The sequence below is a fragment of the Williamsia sp. genome (assembly GCF_016462415.1).
In the GTDB taxonomy this organism is placed as follows: Bacteria; Actinomycetota; Actinomycetes; order Mycobacteriales; family Mycobacteriaceae; genus Williamsia_A.
On record NZ_JAEMTF010000069.1, the window covers coordinates 7,800 to 22,258 of the forward strand.

The 14,459-nt window shown below is 68.4% G+C and carries 17 protein-coding genes and 1 pseudogene; 7 read left to right on the forward strand and 11 right to left on the reverse strand.

Features of this window, described 5'->3' with window-relative positions:
- The 7 genes and pseudogenes from JHC79_RS16005 to JHC79_RS16035 form a co-directional block, all read right to left on the reverse strand.
- A pseudogene (locus JHC79_RS16005) lies at positions 1–425 on the reverse strand (hypothetical protein); the annotation flags it as partial.
- A gap of 191 nt (positions 426–616) precedes the next feature.
- Positions 617–2,035, reverse strand: a complete 1,419-nt coding sequence (locus JHC79_RS16010) for a HAMP domain-containing sensor histidine kinase (protein ID WP_296392595.1) — start codon at positions 2,033–2,035, stop codon at positions 617–619.
- A gap of 152 nt (positions 2,036–2,187) precedes the next feature.
- Positions 2,188–2,871: a response regulator transcription factor gene (locus JHC79_RS16015; RefSeq protein ID WP_296392568.1), complete on the reverse strand. Its 684-nt coding sequence runs from the start codon at positions 2,869–2,871 to the stop codon at positions 2,188–2,190.
- 141 nt (positions 2,872–3,012) lie between these two features.
- Complete coding sequence (locus JHC79_RS16020) at positions 3,013–3,948, reverse strand: type IV toxin-antitoxin system AbiEi family antitoxin domain-containing protein (protein WP_296392570.1); 936 nt, start codon at positions 3,946–3,948, stop codon at positions 3,013–3,015.
- 194 nt (positions 3,949–4,142) lie between these two features.
- Positions 4,143–4,316: a 50S ribosomal protein L32 gene (rpmF, locus tag JHC79_RS16025; protein ID WP_188490980.1), complete on the reverse strand. Its 174-nt coding sequence runs from the start codon at positions 4,314–4,316 to the stop codon at positions 4,143–4,145.
- Positions 4,317–4,339: 23 nt separating this feature from the next.
- Positions 4,340–4,603, reverse strand: coding sequence for a type B 50S ribosomal protein L31 (locus JHC79_RS16030; protein ID WP_296392573.1), 264 nt, complete (start codon positions 4,601–4,603; stop codon positions 4,340–4,342).
- A 25-nt stretch (positions 4,604–4,628) separates the two neighbouring features.
- Positions 4,629–5,921 carry a GTP-binding protein gene (locus tag JHC79_RS16035; RefSeq protein WP_296392575.1) on the reverse strand — a complete coding sequence of 431 codons (1,293 nt, stop codon included), beginning with the start codon at positions 5,919–5,921 and terminating at the stop codon, positions 4,629–4,631.
- 88 nt (positions 5,922–6,009) lie between these two features.
- Here JHC79_RS16035 and rpmB point away from each other — a divergent pair, with 88 nt between their 5' ends.
- The 5 genes from rpmB to JHC79_RS16060 all read left to right on the forward strand — a co-directional run bounded on the left by rpmB (position 6,010) and on the right by JHC79_RS16060 (position 7,962).
- Positions 6,010–6,246: a 50S ribosomal protein L28 gene (gene rpmB / locus JHC79_RS16040; RefSeq protein WP_188490983.1), complete on the forward strand. Its 237-nt coding sequence runs from the start codon at positions 6,010–6,012 to the stop codon at positions 6,244–6,246.
- Positions 6,246–6,416: a 50S ribosomal protein L33 gene (gene rpmG / locus JHC79_RS16045; RefSeq protein ID WP_188490984.1), complete on the forward strand. Its 171-nt coding sequence runs from the start codon at positions 6,246–6,248 to the stop codon at positions 6,414–6,416. Before rpmB ends, rpmG begins: the two co-directional genes overlap by 1 nt.
- Positions 6,417–6,722 (forward strand): 30S ribosomal protein S14, encoded by a 306-nt coding sequence (gene rpsN, locus JHC79_RS16050; RefSeq protein WP_296392578.1) that lies wholly within the window; start codon positions 6,417–6,419, stop codon positions 6,720–6,722. It begins immediately after the preceding gene.
- Positions 6,723–6,835: 113 nt separating this feature from the next.
- Positions 6,836–7,093, forward strand: a complete 258-nt coding sequence (gene rpsR / locus JHC79_RS16055; protein ID WP_188490986.1) for a 30S ribosomal protein S18 — start codon at positions 6,836–6,838, stop codon at positions 7,091–7,093.
- Positions 7,094–7,188: 95 nt separating this feature from the next.
- Positions 7,189–7,962, forward strand: a complete 774-nt coding sequence (locus JHC79_RS16060) for an acyl-CoA thioesterase domain-containing protein (RefSeq protein ID WP_296392581.1) — start codon at positions 7,189–7,191, stop codon at positions 7,960–7,962.
- Between the two features lie 8 nt (positions 7,963–7,970).
- Here the strand turns inward: JHC79_RS16060 and JHC79_RS16065 are convergent, their stop codons facing one another.
- Entirely contained in the window at positions 7,971–8,975 is a 1,005-nt protein-coding gene (locus JHC79_RS16065; protein WP_296392582.1) for an acyl-CoA dehydrogenase family protein, read from the reverse strand.
- Complete coding sequence (locus JHC79_RS16070) at positions 8,972–10,225, reverse strand: acyl-CoA dehydrogenase family protein (RefSeq protein WP_296392584.1); 1,254 nt, start codon at positions 10,223–10,225, stop codon at positions 8,972–8,974. Before JHC79_RS16070 ends, JHC79_RS16065 begins: the two co-directional genes overlap by 4 nt.
- Positions 10,226–10,351: 126 nt before the next feature.
- Here JHC79_RS16070 and JHC79_RS16075 point away from each other — a divergent pair, with 126 nt between their 5' ends.
- Together JHC79_RS16075 and JHC79_RS16080 are read left to right on the forward strand one after the other, a co-directional pair.
- Positions 10,352–11,287, forward strand: a complete 936-nt coding sequence (locus tag JHC79_RS16075; protein ID WP_296392586.1) for an AEC family transporter — start codon at positions 10,352–10,354, stop codon at positions 11,285–11,287.
- A 66-nt stretch (positions 11,288–11,353) separates the two neighbouring features.
- Positions 11,354–12,004, forward strand: coding sequence for a DUF1707 domain-containing protein (locus tag JHC79_RS16080; protein WP_296392588.1), 651 nt, complete (start codon positions 11,354–11,356; stop codon positions 12,002–12,004).
- A gap of 5 nt (positions 12,005–12,009) precedes the next feature.
- Here JHC79_RS16080 and JHC79_RS16085 read toward each other — a convergent pair whose 3' ends face one another.
- Complete coding sequence (locus tag JHC79_RS16085; protein WP_296392590.1) at positions 12,010–12,825, reverse strand: DUF72 domain-containing protein; 816 nt, start codon at positions 12,823–12,825, stop codon at positions 12,010–12,012.
- A partial coding sequence (locus tag JHC79_RS16090; protein WP_296392593.1) for a VWA domain-containing protein occupies positions 12,825–14,459 on the reverse strand: 1,635 nt, incomplete at its 5' end. The genes JHC79_RS16085 and JHC79_RS16090, both read right to left, overlap by 1 nt.

Below are 14,459 nucleotides of genomic sequence, written 5' to 3' on the forward strand. Positions count from 1 at the left end.
TGGCCGGACTGCGGCGACTGGCCGTACTGGCCGTAGGGCGCGCTCTGTCCGTAGGCGCTGGACTGTCCGTAGCCGCCCTGGCCGTAGTTGGCGGCCGGTGGGAACTGGCTGGTGTCGGCGGACTCGTGGGCACCGCCCTGCGTCGAGCCGAACTGGCTGGTTCCGTACTGCCCCGATCCGTACTGGGGTGATCCGTACTGGCCCGCGCCGTACTGGGGCGTTCCGTACTGGGAACCCGACTGCGCGTCGCCGCCGTAGGGGTTCGCGCTGTAGGGGTTGGTGGTCGACGACTGATCACCGGACGGTTGGCCGTGAGCCCCGGTACCGGACGACGGGGTCGAACCGGTCTCGCCGGTCGACTCGCCGTGCTCGGATCCCGACCCATGCTGGTGCTCAGAACCCGGCCCGTTTTGGCTGTCGGTCATGGAGAAGTGCCCTTCGACGTGGTGGTGACCCTCGCGGTCACGCAATGGAGGTGATCAATGAGATTAACCGTGCTCTATGGCCCTGAGAGGGGACTGAGACCAGCCCGCCTTTTTCCATGAGCATCCGAGATCCTCGGCGCCGGCCCGGTCGATTTTCGTCTTCTGCTGATGTGAAACGGCGTTGTCGCTGCTCACGCGTCGATGATGCGGGGCTGCTGCTCCATCGGCGTGGGGCGCCCGGGTAGTTCGATGCGGATCAGCGCGCCACCGAGATCCGACTCGCCCGCCGAGACGAGTCCGCCGTGTTTGACCACGACCTGGCGCACGATCGCCAGGCCCAGCCCTGAACCGGGCATCGACCGGGCTGCGGTGGAGCGATAGAAGCGGTCGAAGACCAGGGCGCGGTCCTCGAACGGGATGCCGGGGCCGGCGTCGCCGACGGTGAGCTCGGCCCGTTCGGTGGAGATCTGACGGAGCCGGACCACCACCGGTTGTCCCGGCGGGCTCCACTTGGCGGCGTTGTCGAGGACGTTGAGCACCGCGCGCGAGAGCCCGTTGGACTCACCGAAGACGAACCACGGCTGCACTCCGACCTCGAATTCGACGTCGCTGCGACGGCGTCGGACACGTTCGAGCGAGCGGTCCACCACCTCCGACAGGTCGACCTCCTCGTGCACCACCTGAGGGGCGTCGTCGCGCGCGAGATCGACCAGGTCGCCGACGAGGGTCGAGAGCTCCTCGATCTGTGCCATCACGTCGTGACGCAGATCGGCCATGTCCGACTCCGGGATGGGCGGCGCCCCGGGCGCGCTGGTCGCGATCAGCAGCTCGAGGTTGGTACGCATCGAGGTCAGCGGCGTGCGGAGCTCGTGTCCGGCGTCGGCCACGAGCCGCGATTGTCGGTCCCGCGACTCGGCCAACGCGCGGAGCATCAGGTTGAAGCTCTGGGTCAGCCGCGCGAGTTCGTCGTTGCCGGTCACCGGGATCGGGTTGAGGTCGTCGGTCCGGGCGATGCGTTCGGACGCCTGGGTGAGTCGGGCGACCGGTCTCAGGCCCGCCCGCGCCACCGTCGTACCCGCGACCGCGGCAAGGATGACCCCGCAGCCGCCGACGATCGCGAGCACCCAGGCGAGTCGGCCGAGGACCTTGTCGGTGGGATCGAGGCTCTGGGCCATGATCAGGGTGTTGCCGTCCACCAGCTTTCGCGCCAGGACGCGCTGGTTGTTCACGGTGCGCAGGCTCGACGCGGACGTGGTGGTGGCGCCCCCGGCCATCACGACCGACCGCTCGGCGGCGCCGTAGGGCACGTCGCCGATCTGGAAGGCGCGACCGCTCGGCATCACCAGTGCGACCGAGATGTCGGTGGAGAAGACGGTCCCGGCGACGAGGTTCTCGGGCGCGTCGTCGAGAACGCCGTAGCGCGCGAGCTGGGTCATGCCCTCCGCGCGGTTCTCGAGCTGGGCGTCGACGTCGGCGTACATGGCGCGGTAGACCACGGCGTAGGCGCTGACCGCCATCACGGCCACCGCGATGCCCACCACCGTCGCCGCGAGCAGGGTGACGCGCAGTCGCAACGAGATCGAGCGCGTCAGGAGCGAGGCGTCGCGCATCGTGCCCTGCGACCGGGTGTCGGTGGGCGCGGTCGGTGGGGGTTGTGCGGCGGGGTCGGCGAAGGGGTCGTGCGACACCGGCGTCCAGCCCGGCGGCGTCTGACCCGGATCCTCCGGCCCCGCGATGTCCCGGGGTGTCGGGCCCGGTGCGGTCACGGCGGTGTTTCGCGCAGGACGTACCCGATGCCACGGACGGTGTGGATCAGCCGGATCTCGCCCTCGGCCTCGGTCTTGCGTCGCAGATAGCCGACGTAGACCTCGAGGGCGTTGCCCGACGTCGGGAAGTCGTAGCCCCAGACCTCCTCGAGGATCCGGCTGCGGGTGAGTACTCGGCGGGGGTTGGCCATCAACATCTCCAACAGCGCGAACTCGGTGCGGGTCAGGCTGATGGGGCGCTCGCCGCGGCTGACGTCGCGGGTGACGGGGTCCATCGTCAGGTCCGCGAAGGTCATCGTCTCGGATTCGGCGGTGACCTCGGTGGCGCGTCGCATCAGCGCACGCAGGCGGGCGAGGAGCTCTTCGAGCGCGAACGGTTTGGGCAGGTAGTCGTCCGCGCCCGCGTCGAGACCCGAGACGCGCTCGGAGACGCTGTCGCGGGCGGTGAGGACGAGGATCGGCAGGTCGTCGCCGGTGCTGCGGAGACGGCGACACACCTCGAGACCGTCCAGTCGCGGCATCATGACGTCGAGCACGACGGCGTCGGGACGCGAGGAGGCGATCTGCTCGAGGGCCTCCAACCCGTCGCCGGCCGTCTCGACGGTGTAGCCGTTGAACGACAGGGACCGACGGAGCGACTCTCGGACCGCACGGTCGTCGTCCACAACCAGGATGCGCATGCGGTCCAGTGTGACGCGAACGTCTGAGAGCCGACTAAGACATGCCGGGCACAGAGTCGCTTTCCCTCCCGATCCGCTCCGCTTCTGACGATCCGCTCCGGTTGCAGCCGGAGCGGATTGCCACAGGTGGAGCGGATGGGCTCAGTTTCTCAACCCCGCCCGGATGAGCCCGCGCACCAGATGCGCGTGGAATCGGTCCGGGCACCGCAAGTCGTCCCACACCCACCGGATCACGATCAGCCCGAGGTCGCGGAGTGCGTCCTCGCGGCGCTTCTCCCGCCACACCGCCTCCGCCGACGTACCGTCGCGGCCGTACTTCCCTCGGCCGTCGAACTCGCCGACCAGTCTCCCGGACCAGTCGAAGTCCACCTCGCCGACGAACTCGTCGTCGTCGGTGCGGTACTCGCGTTGCAGATCCGGAATCGGGATGTCGCCGAAGCCGTGCATGAGCGCACGACTCCAGGATTCACCGACACTGGCTGCTCGACCGTCGGCGACAGCGAGGGCGCGGCGCGCTGTGGAAGCACCGGTGCGGCCGGAGCACCGTCGGACGACCTCGAGCAGTTCATCCGGGGAGACGCCGAGTCGCAGAGCGCCGTCGAAGGCAGTCACCGCCTGGGCGAAAGCACCCGCCCGGGCGATATCGACGGCGGTCCGGGCCGGGGTCGTGACGAGGACTCCCCCGACCTCCATGACCTCGTCGGGTTCGAAGGTGGCCGCGTGCAGGACGCACGCCCGCCCCTTTTTACGACCGCCGGATGGTCGGTTTGCGGTGAAATGGACGGCGCTCTGGTCGCCGGCGAGCAACGGGATGCCGTGTAGGGCGGCGGCCGAGGAATGACTGACCGCCTTGTCCGGCCCGCCGAGACTCACCGAGGCCAGGACCATGGTCCGATATCGTTCGTCGCGAGCCTCGGGATCGTTGCGGTCGGACGGCGGGACGTAGACGCCACGGTAGATCCGGTCGAGTGAGCCCGCGCTGACCGCGGTACGCAGTTGCCGGTCGTCGGCGACACCACTCTCGACCAGCGTGCGGCGTCGGATCAATCCGTTGGCATCAAAGATGAAGTCGTCCATAACGGCATTCGACCCCGGCGCGACGGACCGTCACCTCCGCAAAGGCGTCGCTCCCCAGCGAACTGTGCAGACGCCCCGAACTGTTGATGGTCCCCCAAAGCCAACGATCCGCTCCGCTTGCGTCAGTCCGCTCCGGTTGCAACCGGAGCGGATGGACGAAAGCGGAGCGGATCGTCGAAAAGTGGTGTTAGTGCCTAGCGGCGGTCGAGATCGACCAGGCCGAGCTTGACGGCCTTGACGAGACGACGAGGGATGCGCTGGCTGACGCCACCGACCTTCACCTCTTGCAAGGCCGGGTTGTCGGCCTTCCACTGCGAACGACGACTGCGGGTGTTGGACCGCGACATCCTGCGCTTCGGTACAGCCATGATTGAGCCCTTCTATCTATTGCTTAAGCCTGTGATGGACGTGCTCGGCGCCCATACCGGCGCTCGAACTTCTCCACTCGTCCTGCCGTGTCCATCACGCGGGTCGCACCTGTCCAGAACGGGTGCGAGTCGGACGTGACATCGACAACCACAAGAGGGTACCGGTTCCCGTCCTCCCACTCCAAAAGCACGTCGGAGGTGACGGTCGAGCGGGTGAGGAACGTCGTACCGGTCGACGAGTCCTGGAACAGGACGTGATGGTAGTCGGGGTGCATGCCTGGCTTCATGGTCGTGGACCTCTCTGGTTGATGGTCATTGCAGGTCAGGATGGGCGGACGACGCGGCGTCGGCGTCGTCGGCAACGACCTCGCCGTCGACGCACGGGTCGCGATGGAAGCTTCCGAACGGGTCGTCGAACATCGCCCATCCGGCCGGCCCGGCAGCCATCTCGACGTCGGTCAGGCACGCGCCGCGCAGTGTCTCCTGGATGTACGCCGGGTCGGCCCGCAGGCTGAGCACGACGATGCTGGTGTCGCGATCACCGAACTCGGGATGCCACCGCAGCGCCGCCATCGACACCCGTTCGGGGTCGCACGCGTCCACCTCGTCGTCCGACATCGCCGCCAGCCACGGGCCGCCGGTGGCCACGCGGAGCCCACCGCCTGCACTCTCGATCCACAGCGCTTCGTCGGGTTGCGTCGCCAGCCAGAGCCGTCCACGCGAGCAGACGACCCCCTCCAACAGGCAGTCGATGGCGTCGTGGAGTCGGCCGGGATGCATCGGCCGGTCGGAGTGGAACTCGACCAGACGGACACCGCAGTCGGCGTCGAGCGGCGGCTGGCCGGGGAGCAACGGATCGTGGGCGCCGGTCATGGCGCCGCGCCGCGCGGTGTCGGGGACGGCGGCCAGCAGCGTGCCCACGACCGTCTCGGTGATCGGCCGCTCGGGCAACGCCAGCAGCACGGGCGCGATCGGGGCGAGTCGGGCGAGAACCGCCATCAACAGTGCCGCCTGCCAGCCGTCCTCGGCGACACCGTGCACGACGAGGGCATCGGCGTGGCCGACGTGCCCGACCGCGAGCTGCGCGACGGTCCGCTCGTCGTCCTCGTCTCGAATGAGCCCCACCTCCGACAACGTCGTGTCGCCGGTCGCGTCGGTGAGCCAGGTCCCCGCGTCGACGCAGCCCACCACGGCCTCGATCCGCACGTCACGCGCGGCGGGCCCGTCGACCGCACCCGGCACGTCGGCGACGACGACCGCGTCGATCGCCCAGCACAGCGGTTCGGGCTCGATGAGCGGATCGAGCTGCAGGACGATCCGCTCGACCCCCTCGCGGCGATGGAGCGCACGCAACAGCGGCAGCAGATCCTCCCGCAGCGCGCACGACACACAGCCGTGGTCGAGATCGATGCGGGTGACCTGTGCCCGGACCACGCCATCGGTATCGAGGCTGCGCATCGTGCGCGTGATGATGCCCAGCGACAGTTCGACCAGGTCGTGGTGCACGACGACCGTGCCCGGCGTCTGCGCCGAGCGGGCCACCGCGTCGACGGCGACGGCATCGAAGCCGGTGACGACGACCACGGGGGTACGACGCGAACTCACAGAGACGTCCTCTCAGTTGAAAACGATTATCGTTTGCGTGTTAGCGTAACGCACTATCGACAATCGTTTCCAACTAGGAGGAGGGCTCATGTCGGCCCACTGCCAGGTGACCGGGCGCAAGCCCGGCTTCGGCAAGCAGGTGTCGCACTCCCACGTGCGTACCAATCGGCGCTGGAACCCCAACATCCAGCGGCGGCGCTACTGGGTGCCCAGCGAGGGACGCACGGTCACGCTGACCCTGTCCACGAAGGGCATCAAGACCATCGACCGCGACGGCATCGACGCCGTGGTCGCCCGCATCAAGGCACGAGGAGAGAAGGTCTGATGGCGTCTAAGAGCACCGATGTCCGACCCATCGTGAAGCTCAAGTCGACGGCGGGCACCGGCTACACGTACGTCACCCGCAAGAACCGACGCAACGACCCGGACCGACTGGTGATGAAGAAATACGACCCGAAGATCCGCAAGCACGTCGATTTCCGCGAGGAGCGATAGATGGCGAAGAAGTCCAAGATCAACCGCAACGAGCACCGACGGGTGGTCGTCGAGCGCTGGGCGCAGCGTCGAGCCGAGCTCAAGGAGATCATCCGCAGGCCCACCTCCAGCGACGACGAACGCGCCGCGGCCCAGCTCGCACTGCAACGACTCCCCCGCGATGCGAGCCCCACCAGGCTGCGCAACCGCGATGCGGTCGACGGTCGGCCCCGTGGTTTCGTGGGCAAGGCGGGCATCTCCCGCATCCGCTTCCGCGAGATGGCCCACAACGGCGAACTGCCCGGGATCACCAAATCCAGCTGGTGAAACTCCGCTGGTTTTGGGTTCAAGCCCTCCCACGGGGCACAATGTTGGTTTGCGCCCCGTGTGAACGGCGGCTCAACGCAACGTTGCAGACGATTACCACGAAGGAACTGATGATGGCCTCCAAGCCCACCCGGCGCCGCTCCGAGAAGCCGACCAAGGTCGCCGCCAAGCGCAACATCCTGCGCGAGCGGAAGATCTCGCACATCGATTACAAGGACGTCGCCCTGCTGCGTACCTTCCTGTCGGACCGCGGCAAGATCCGCAGCCGTCGCGTCACCGGCCTGAACCCGCAGCAGCAGCGTCAGGTCGCCACCGCCATCCGCAACGCGCGTGAGATGGCCCTGCTGCCCTTCACCACCTCCGGACGGTAACCCGCGTCTCCGCGCACACCGAGCTGACCGAACTCGTCGGTCTGCTCGATCTGGCCGACGCCGGACACGATCGCTTCACCGCACGCCACTCGACGTTGGCTGTCGCGAGCAAGCACGTGTTCGGCGGCCTCGTGCTCGCCCAGGCGGTCGTGGCCGCCGGGCGTTCGGTCACCCCCGATCGTTCGATCAACTCCCTGCACGCGTACTTCCTGCGTGCGGGTGATCCGTCGATCCCGCTGACCATCGTCGTCGAGCGGATCCGGGACGGGCGATCGTTCAGCCACCGCAAGGTCGAGGTACTCCAGGGCGATCGATGCATCGCCGAGATGCTGTGCTCCTTCGCCGTCTCCGGACCCGGCGTCTCCCACCAGGTCGAGATGCCGGCGGTGCCGGGTGCGGACGACCTCGTCGACGACGCCGTCACCCTCGGCGATCTCGACGACCCGCGTCTGTCCGTCACGCGCATGGGACCGTTCGAGTTCCGCTCCGCCGAGACGCACTCCCGGATAGCCCGCGAGCGCGGCGAGAAGACCGACCGATCGCGGATGTGGCTGCGCGCCAAGGGATCAGCACCCGACGACGCTCTCCTGCAGACCGCCCTGCTGGTCTACGCCAGCGACATGACGGTCCTCGACCCGACGACGCGCCCGCATGCGTTGGCGCTGTCGGCCGGCGATCTCTGGCCCACCAGCCTCGACCACGCCGTCTGGTTCCATCAGCCGGTCCAGGTCGACTCCTGGTTCCTGCTCGACCTCGACTCCCCCTGGGCGGGCGACGGCCGCGGCCTGGCCCGCGGACGGGTGTTCACCGCCGACGGCGTCCTGGCGGCCGAGATCGCGCAGGAGGGCCTGCTGCGCGCGGGATCGTAGACCTGCGCCTACGAGGCCGCACCCGCCATCGCCAACCGCGCCACCTCATCGAACGCGGCGACGTCGTCACCGAGCAGGAACCGATCGACCTTCGCGCGTCGCCAGTACAGATGCGCGTCGTGCTCCCAGGTGAACCCGATGCCACCGTGCACCTGGATCAGCGTCTCGGCGGCCAGCTGTGACGCCATCGCCGCGACCCCCTTGGCCGACGCCGACGCCATCGGCAGTTCGTCGGGCGCGTTGTCGGCCGCCCAGGCACTCCACCACACCAGCGACCGCAGCTCCTCGACCGCGACGTAGGCGTCGACGAGTGCGTGCTTGACGGCCTGGTACGACCCGATCGCCCGGCCGAACGCCTGGCGCTCCTTGGCGTAGGCGACCCCGATCTCCACCGACCGGGCCGCCGCACCGAGACTCTCCGCCGCGAGGATGACGCGACCGATCTGCAGCGCGCGGTCCCAGCGGGCCTGTGCGTCCTCGCCGGCACCGCTGCCGTCGATGACCTCGACATCACCGAGGCCGACCCGACCCAGCCCACGGGTGGGATCGATCGGATCGGGCAGATCCACTGTGCCGCGACCGATAACGATGCGTCCGTCGCGCAGGGCGAGGAACTGTTCCGCCCCGAGGGCGTCGAGCACGGGGCCGCCCCCGTCGACCACGGCGACCTTCAGATCGCCGGCGGCGAGCGCCCGCAGACGGTCGGTGTCGCCGGCGAGCAACACCGCGGCCCGCGCGTAGGTGATCAGCGACGGGCCCGCGAGCACGCGGCCGGCCTGTTCGGCGACCACAGCGAGATCGAGGACCGTCCCACCGCCGCCGTCGACCTCCTCGGGCAGGGTGATCGTCGCGAATCCGCTGCTGAGCAGCTGGTCTCGGCCCGGCCGGACGGCGATGTCGGTGGCGGCTGCGTCCAATGCGGCGCGCACCTCCGACAACGAGGTGGACGAGGCGAGGAAATCGCCTGCGGCAGAGGCCAGATCGCGCTGCTGATCGTCGAGGTCGAAGTTCATGCCGTGGCCCCCTTGGCTGCGGATTCCGAGCCACCCGTGGCGACCGCGATGGTCTCCCGGAACGGGATGTTCTTGTCGGCGCGCGGTTCGGCGGGCAGGCCCAGGACCCGTTCGCCGATGACGTTGCGCAGCACCTCGTTGGTGCCGCCGGCGATCGCCAGTCCCGGCAGGGACGCCTGCGAGTCCTGCCAGGTGCTGTCGCCGCCGGAGTCGCGGGCGAACACCGCGTCGGAGTCGAGCAGGCGGACCGACAGGTCGGCCAGATCGCGGGCGACACGGGTGCCGGCCAGCTTGCCCGCCGACGCCTCCGGGCCGGGCATCTCGCCGCGGCTGATGGCCGAGAGTTGTCGGTAGCCGGTGTAGCGGATGGCCAACGACTCGGCGTAGGCCCGTCCGAACTGCTGGCGGGTGACGGCCTGGCGGTCGTCGGGCAGGTCTGCGATGCGCGCGGCGACGTGGTCGGCCACCGCACCGACACCGACGCCGATGTCGGTGCCACCGCCGCCGAGTGACATGCGTTCGCTCATCAGGGTGGTGAGTGCGACGCCCCAGCCGTTGCCGACCTCGCCGAGACGCTCGTCGTCGCTGATCTCGACGTCGTCGAAGAAGACCTCGTTGAAGTCCGACCCGCCGCTCATCTGCCGCAGCGACCGCACGCTGACACCGGGCGCCTTCATGTCGACCACGAACATCGTCAGCCCACGGTGTTTGGCGACATCGGGGTCGGTGCGGGTGAGCAGGATGCCGTAGTCGGCGACGTGGGCGAGGGTGGTCCACACCTTCTGACCGCTGATCCGCCACGTGCCGTCGTCGGTACGAACGGCCTTGGTGCGCAACGCGGCGAGGTCACTGCCCGACCCCGGTTCGCTGAACAGCTGGCACCACAGGTCGTCCGCGCGGAGCAGACGCTTGAGGTAGCGCTCCTTCTGCGACTCCGAGCCGTGGGCGATGACCGTCGGCCCGCACATGCCGATGCCGATCAGGTTGACCAGACCCGGCACCTCGGCGCGAGAGAGTTCCTGGTCGACGATGGCCTGCTGCATCGGCGTGCCGCCCTGCCCACCGGCCTCTGTCGACCATGTGACCCCGACCAGGCCGTTGTCGTAGAGCAGCGCCTGACGCTCCCGCGCCGCCGGGTCGTCGTACCCGCGTCCCGCTCCTCGACGCCCGAGCGCCTCGCGGTTGTCGGCGATGATCGAACGCACCGTGGACCGCCACGATGCCTCCTCGGGAGTGTCGTCGAAATCCATTCCAGTCCTTCCGCCGAGCGAGTGTTCGGTCTCTCCTTTGCACCCTACTGTTACCGCCGTCACGGTGTGATCGGCGGACGTCGCGCACCGGTCAGACGCCCCGCGATCGGCCACTAGACTCCACGGGTGTCCGGAGTCGTCCAGGGATTCACCGTCATCTTCATCGTGATCGCGGTGGGGTATGCGTTGGGCCGGACCGGTGTCCTCGGGCCCGACGCGCAGCAGGTGCTCTCCCGGCTGGTGTTCTTCGTCCTCACCCCGGCGCTGCTCTTCAACTCCCTGGCCACCACCGACCTGTCGGTCATCTTCTCCCCGACCCTCGTCATCGCCGGTGGCAGCGCACTGCTGATCGGGCTGACGTACTTCGTGCTCGCGCGCACCGTCCTGCACCGGGAGATCCCGGAGGCAACGATCGGGGCGCTGTCGTCCTCGTACGTCAACAGCGCGAACCTCGGGATACCGATCGCGATCTTCGTCCTCGACGACGCCTCGTTCGTCGCGCCGCTGCTGCTGTTCCAGATCATGATCTACTCGCCGCTGGCTCTGACCGCCCTCGATCTCACCGCGCTGCGCGGCGGCAAGGGCCGTATCACCCTGCGCGACACGGTCGTCGCGCCGCTGACCAACCCGATCGTGCTCGGTGGCGTGGCCGGGCTCATCCTGTCGGTGGCGAACGTGACGCTCCCGCATGCGGTTCTCGAACCCATCTCGATGCTCGGGGACGCGTCGGTGCCGGGTGCGCTGCTCGCGTTCGGGTTGTCGCTGACCGGTGTCACCGTGCTGCGCAAAGGCGAGAGTCCGCGCCGTGACGTCGCGCTGGCGTCGGTGTTGAAGATGGTGGTGCAACCGCTGCTCGTCTTCGCGCTCGCCTACTTCGTGTTCGACGAGCGGGGGCACAGCCTGTTCGCACAGGTCGTCATCGCCGCACTGCCCACGGCACAGAACGTGCTGGTCTACGCCTCACGCTACCAACGCGGCGTGGTGCTCGCGCGCGACACCGCTCTGGTCACCACCGTCGCGTCGATCCCGGCGATCGCGCTCATCGCGCTGCTGCTGGCCTGACCGGTGTTCGCGGGTTCATGACATCTGTCGTGTCCTCGGCGCCCGAAATTCGTTACCGTCGGTCATATGACCGACTCGCTCTCCCCCGCTCCCGACGACAAGCGTGCCCGCCTGCGCGCATCCGACGCCGACCGCTCCCTGGTGCACGACATCCTCGCCGCGGCCATGACACAGGGCCATCTCTCCCCCGCCGAGTACGAGACCAGGGCGTCGAGCGCCGTGGCCGCGACGACGTTCGGCGAACTCGATGTCCTCACCGATGACCTCCCCGTCACCGACATCGCCCGCGCGGGTGGACCGTCTCCCGACCTCCTCGGCGTCGAGAAACCCGCCTACTCGATGGGTTCGGGGTCGACTGCATCGACGGTGACCACCAAGATCGCGGTGATGAGTGGAACCGAGCTGGCCGGAAACGTGCCCGTGGGTTCCGAACTGCAGGTGTTCGCGGTGATGGGTGGCGCGGAGATCGACCTGCGCAGAGTCGAGTTCACCGCACCCACCCTGACCGTGCGCGCGTTCGCGATCATGGGCGGAATCGAGGTGCTGGTACCGGAGGATGCGACGCTGGAGATCAGCGGCCTCGGAGTGATGGGCGGTTTCTCCCACAAAGCAGCCGGCCGTGGTCGCCCCGGCGCGCCCACCATCAAGGTGGTCGGACTGGCGCTCATGGGCGGTGTCGAGGTCGAGCGCAAGCCGGCGACGTTCGAGAAGAAGTAGCGCCGTCACGACAACCGGTCGAGAAGTCCCCGTGCGTCGACCGGTGCGCGGACTTTCGCATCGTTGTCGAAGTACACGTAGACGTCGCCGGTTGCGGCACGGGTACGGAAACGCTTCGCCCAGGTGTCGAGGGCGTCGTCGGTGTAGCCGCTGACGTACAGTTCGGCGTCGCCGTGGAGTCGGGCGTAGGCGAAGTCGGTCGTCACCTCGTCGATGACCGGGAACTTGCCGGCCGAATCAGCCAGCACCAGTGCGACATCCGCCGCTCGCACCACGTCGGCGATGTCGGAGTCGACGAAGCTCGGGTGGCGCACCTCCAGAGCGTGACGCACCGGGCGGTCGGTGTCGGTGGCGGTCAGCGACCGGCCGTCGAGACGCGCGTCGTGGTGGGTCGCCATCTCCGCTGCCTCGGCCGTGGTGCGCGGCAGCTGTGACAGGAACCGCTGCAGCACAGCAGCATCGAAGGGCATGGTCGGTGGGAGTTGCCACAGCACCGGCCCGAGTTTGTGCTCCAGCGCGAGAATGCCCGAGGCGAAGAAGTTCGCCAGCGGCGTCTCGACGTCGACCAGCTTCTTCATGTGCGTGATGAAACGCGGCCCCTTGACCGAGAACTCGAAGTCATCCGGGGTCTGGTCGAACCACTTGCGGAACGAGTCCGGCTTCTGCAGCGCATAGAACGACCCGTTGATCTCCACCGAGTTCAACGTCGAGGACAGGTGTTCGAGTTCGCGGCGCTGTGGCAGCTTCGGAGGGTAGAAGGTGCCACGCCACGGCGGGTAGACCCACCCGGACGTGCCGACCCGGATCGTTCCGCCGGCCACTACCGCCGACGACCCCGCCGCGAGCTGAGGTAGTCGCCGACCACGGCCGCGCCGAGTCCGTCGAGGTCCGGGGCGACCACCCGTCCACCGATCCGGCGGGCGATCTGGTCGACGAACCGCTCCAGGCTCGGGTCGTCGCCGAGCCGGAAGATGGTGACCTGGGCGCCCATTCGCGCGACGTTGTCCAGTTCACGCACCGTCATCGCCAGTGTCGCCGGGTGCGGCGGGTAGTAGAAGAACGCCTCGCCGTCGGGCTCGAGATGTGCGGTGGGTTCACCGTCGGTGACGATCAGCACCACAGGCTGCGCGTTCGGGTGCTTGCGCAGGTGCTTGCCCGCCAACAGCAGCGCGTGGTGCAGGTTGGTGCCCTGTTCCATGCGCGGCTCGAGGCCGGTCAACTCGGCGATGTCGATGCTGCGGGCATGCCGACCGAAAGCGATGAGTTTGAGCTCGTCGCTGCGAAAACGCGTGCTGATCAGGTGGTTCAGCGCGACGGCCGTGCGCTTCATCGGCGTCCAGCGACCCTCCATCTCCATCGAGAAGGAGGTGTCGACGAGCAGGACCACGGCGGCCTGAGTCCGTGCCTCGGTCTCGGAGACCTCCACGTCGCGGACGTCGATCCGCACGCCGTGTCGGGCGAGATCGCCCGTGGCGGTGGCCTTGTCGGGACTCTCGGTGATGGTGCGCCGCACCGCGTTGCCGACGGTGGCGGTGACGTCCCACGGCTCGGTGTCGCCGAACTCCCATTCGCGGGTGGATCCGGTGGCCTCGCCGGTGGCACCGTTGCGTCGGGTCTGGCGATCGCCGCCACGCCCGGACAACTGGTCGGCGATGTCGCGGAAGATCGACTGTCCCAGTTGACGCATCGCCTTGGGCGACAGCCTCAGTGCGCCGTCCGAATCCCGGTTGAACAGTCCCTGCTCGTTGAGCGCCTTCTCCAACTCGGCGAGTGTGCGAGCGTCGACAGCGGCCTCGGTGCCGAGCTGCCGGGCCAACGCCTCGAGGTCGATGTCCTCCATCTGCGAACCGTTGTACTGCTGGGACAGCTGCTCGGACAACGACTCCAGCTCGGCGAGATCCTGCAGGGCGCCGACACCCTCGCCCATCCCCATGCCCTCTTGACCCTCGAACTGCTGGGACTCACCCCAGCCGAGGTCGGGCCGGGCCTCGCGCAGTTGCGAATCCATCTGTCCGAGCTGGTTCATCAGATCCGGCGAACCGAACGCCTGCTGCGAGAGCTGGTCGAGTTCAGCCCGCTGCTCCGGTGAGAGCGAGTTGTAGAACGCCTGCGCGGCCGCCGCACGCTTGGCCAGCGAGTCGATGAGTTCCTCGGTCGACTGCGGGTTATCGGGGAAGTGCTGGCCGTGCTTGCCCATGAAGTCGTCGAACTTCTCGGTGGTGTCCTCACCCCGATTGTGTGCGGCGAGAAGCTCGTTGAGGTCGGCGAGCATCTCGGTGATGGCCTGCCGGTCCTCGTCGGTGGCGCCCTCGAGGGCCTGCTTCATCCCCTCGAAGCGCTGATCGAGCATCTCGCGGCCGAGCAGATCCTTGATCTTGTCGTAGTCGGCCTTGGCCTCCGGGCTGCGGAACTCGTAGTTCGCGAGCTCCTGCACGGCCTGCGCGGTCGACGGCGA

Coding starts and splice junctions, on each gene's coding strand:
- JHC79_RS16010 (WP_296392595.1), bottom strand. CDS start 2,035: ATGCGCGACGCCTCGCTCCTGACGCGCTCGATCTCGTTGCGACTGCGC.
- JHC79_RS16015 (WP_296392568.1), bottom strand. CDS start 2,871: ATGCGCATCCTGGTTGTGGACGACGACCGTGCGGTCCGAGAGTCGCTC.
- JHC79_RS16020 (WP_296392570.1), bottom strand. CDS start 3,948: ATGGACGACTTCATCTTTGATGCCAACGGATTGATCCGACGCCGCACG.
- rpmF (WP_188490980.1), bottom strand. CDS start 4,316: ATGGCTGTACCGAAGCGCAGGATGTCGCGGTCCAACACCCGCAGTCGT.
- JHC79_RS16030 (WP_296392573.1), bottom strand. CDS start 4,603: ATGAAGCCAGGCATGCACCCCGACTACCATCACGTCCTGTTCCAGGAC.
- rpmB (WP_188490983.1), top strand. CDS start 6,010: ATGTCGGCCCACTGCCAGGTGACCGGGCGCAAGCCCGGCTTCGGCAAG.
- rpmG (WP_188490984.1), top strand. CDS start 6,246: ATGGCGTCTAAGAGCACCGATGTCCGACCCATCGTGAAGCTCAAGTCG.
- rpsN (WP_296392578.1), top strand. CDS start 6,417: ATGGCGAAGAAGTCCAAGATCAACCGCAACGAGCACCGACGGGTGGTC.
- rpsR (WP_188490986.1), top strand. CDS start 6,836: ATGGCCTCCAAGCCCACCCGGCGCCGCTCCGAGAAGCCGACCAAGGTC.
- JHC79_RS16065 (WP_296392582.1), bottom strand. CDS start 8,975: ATGAACTTCGACCTCGACGATCAGCAGCGCGATCTGGCCTCTGCCGCA.
- JHC79_RS16070 (WP_296392584.1), bottom strand. CDS start 10,225: ATGGATTTCGACGACACTCCCGAGGAGGCATCGTGGCGGTCCACGGTG.
- JHC79_RS16080 (WP_296392588.1), top strand. CDS start 11,354: ATGACCGACTCGCTCTCCCCCGCTCCCGACGACAAGCGTGCCCGCCTG.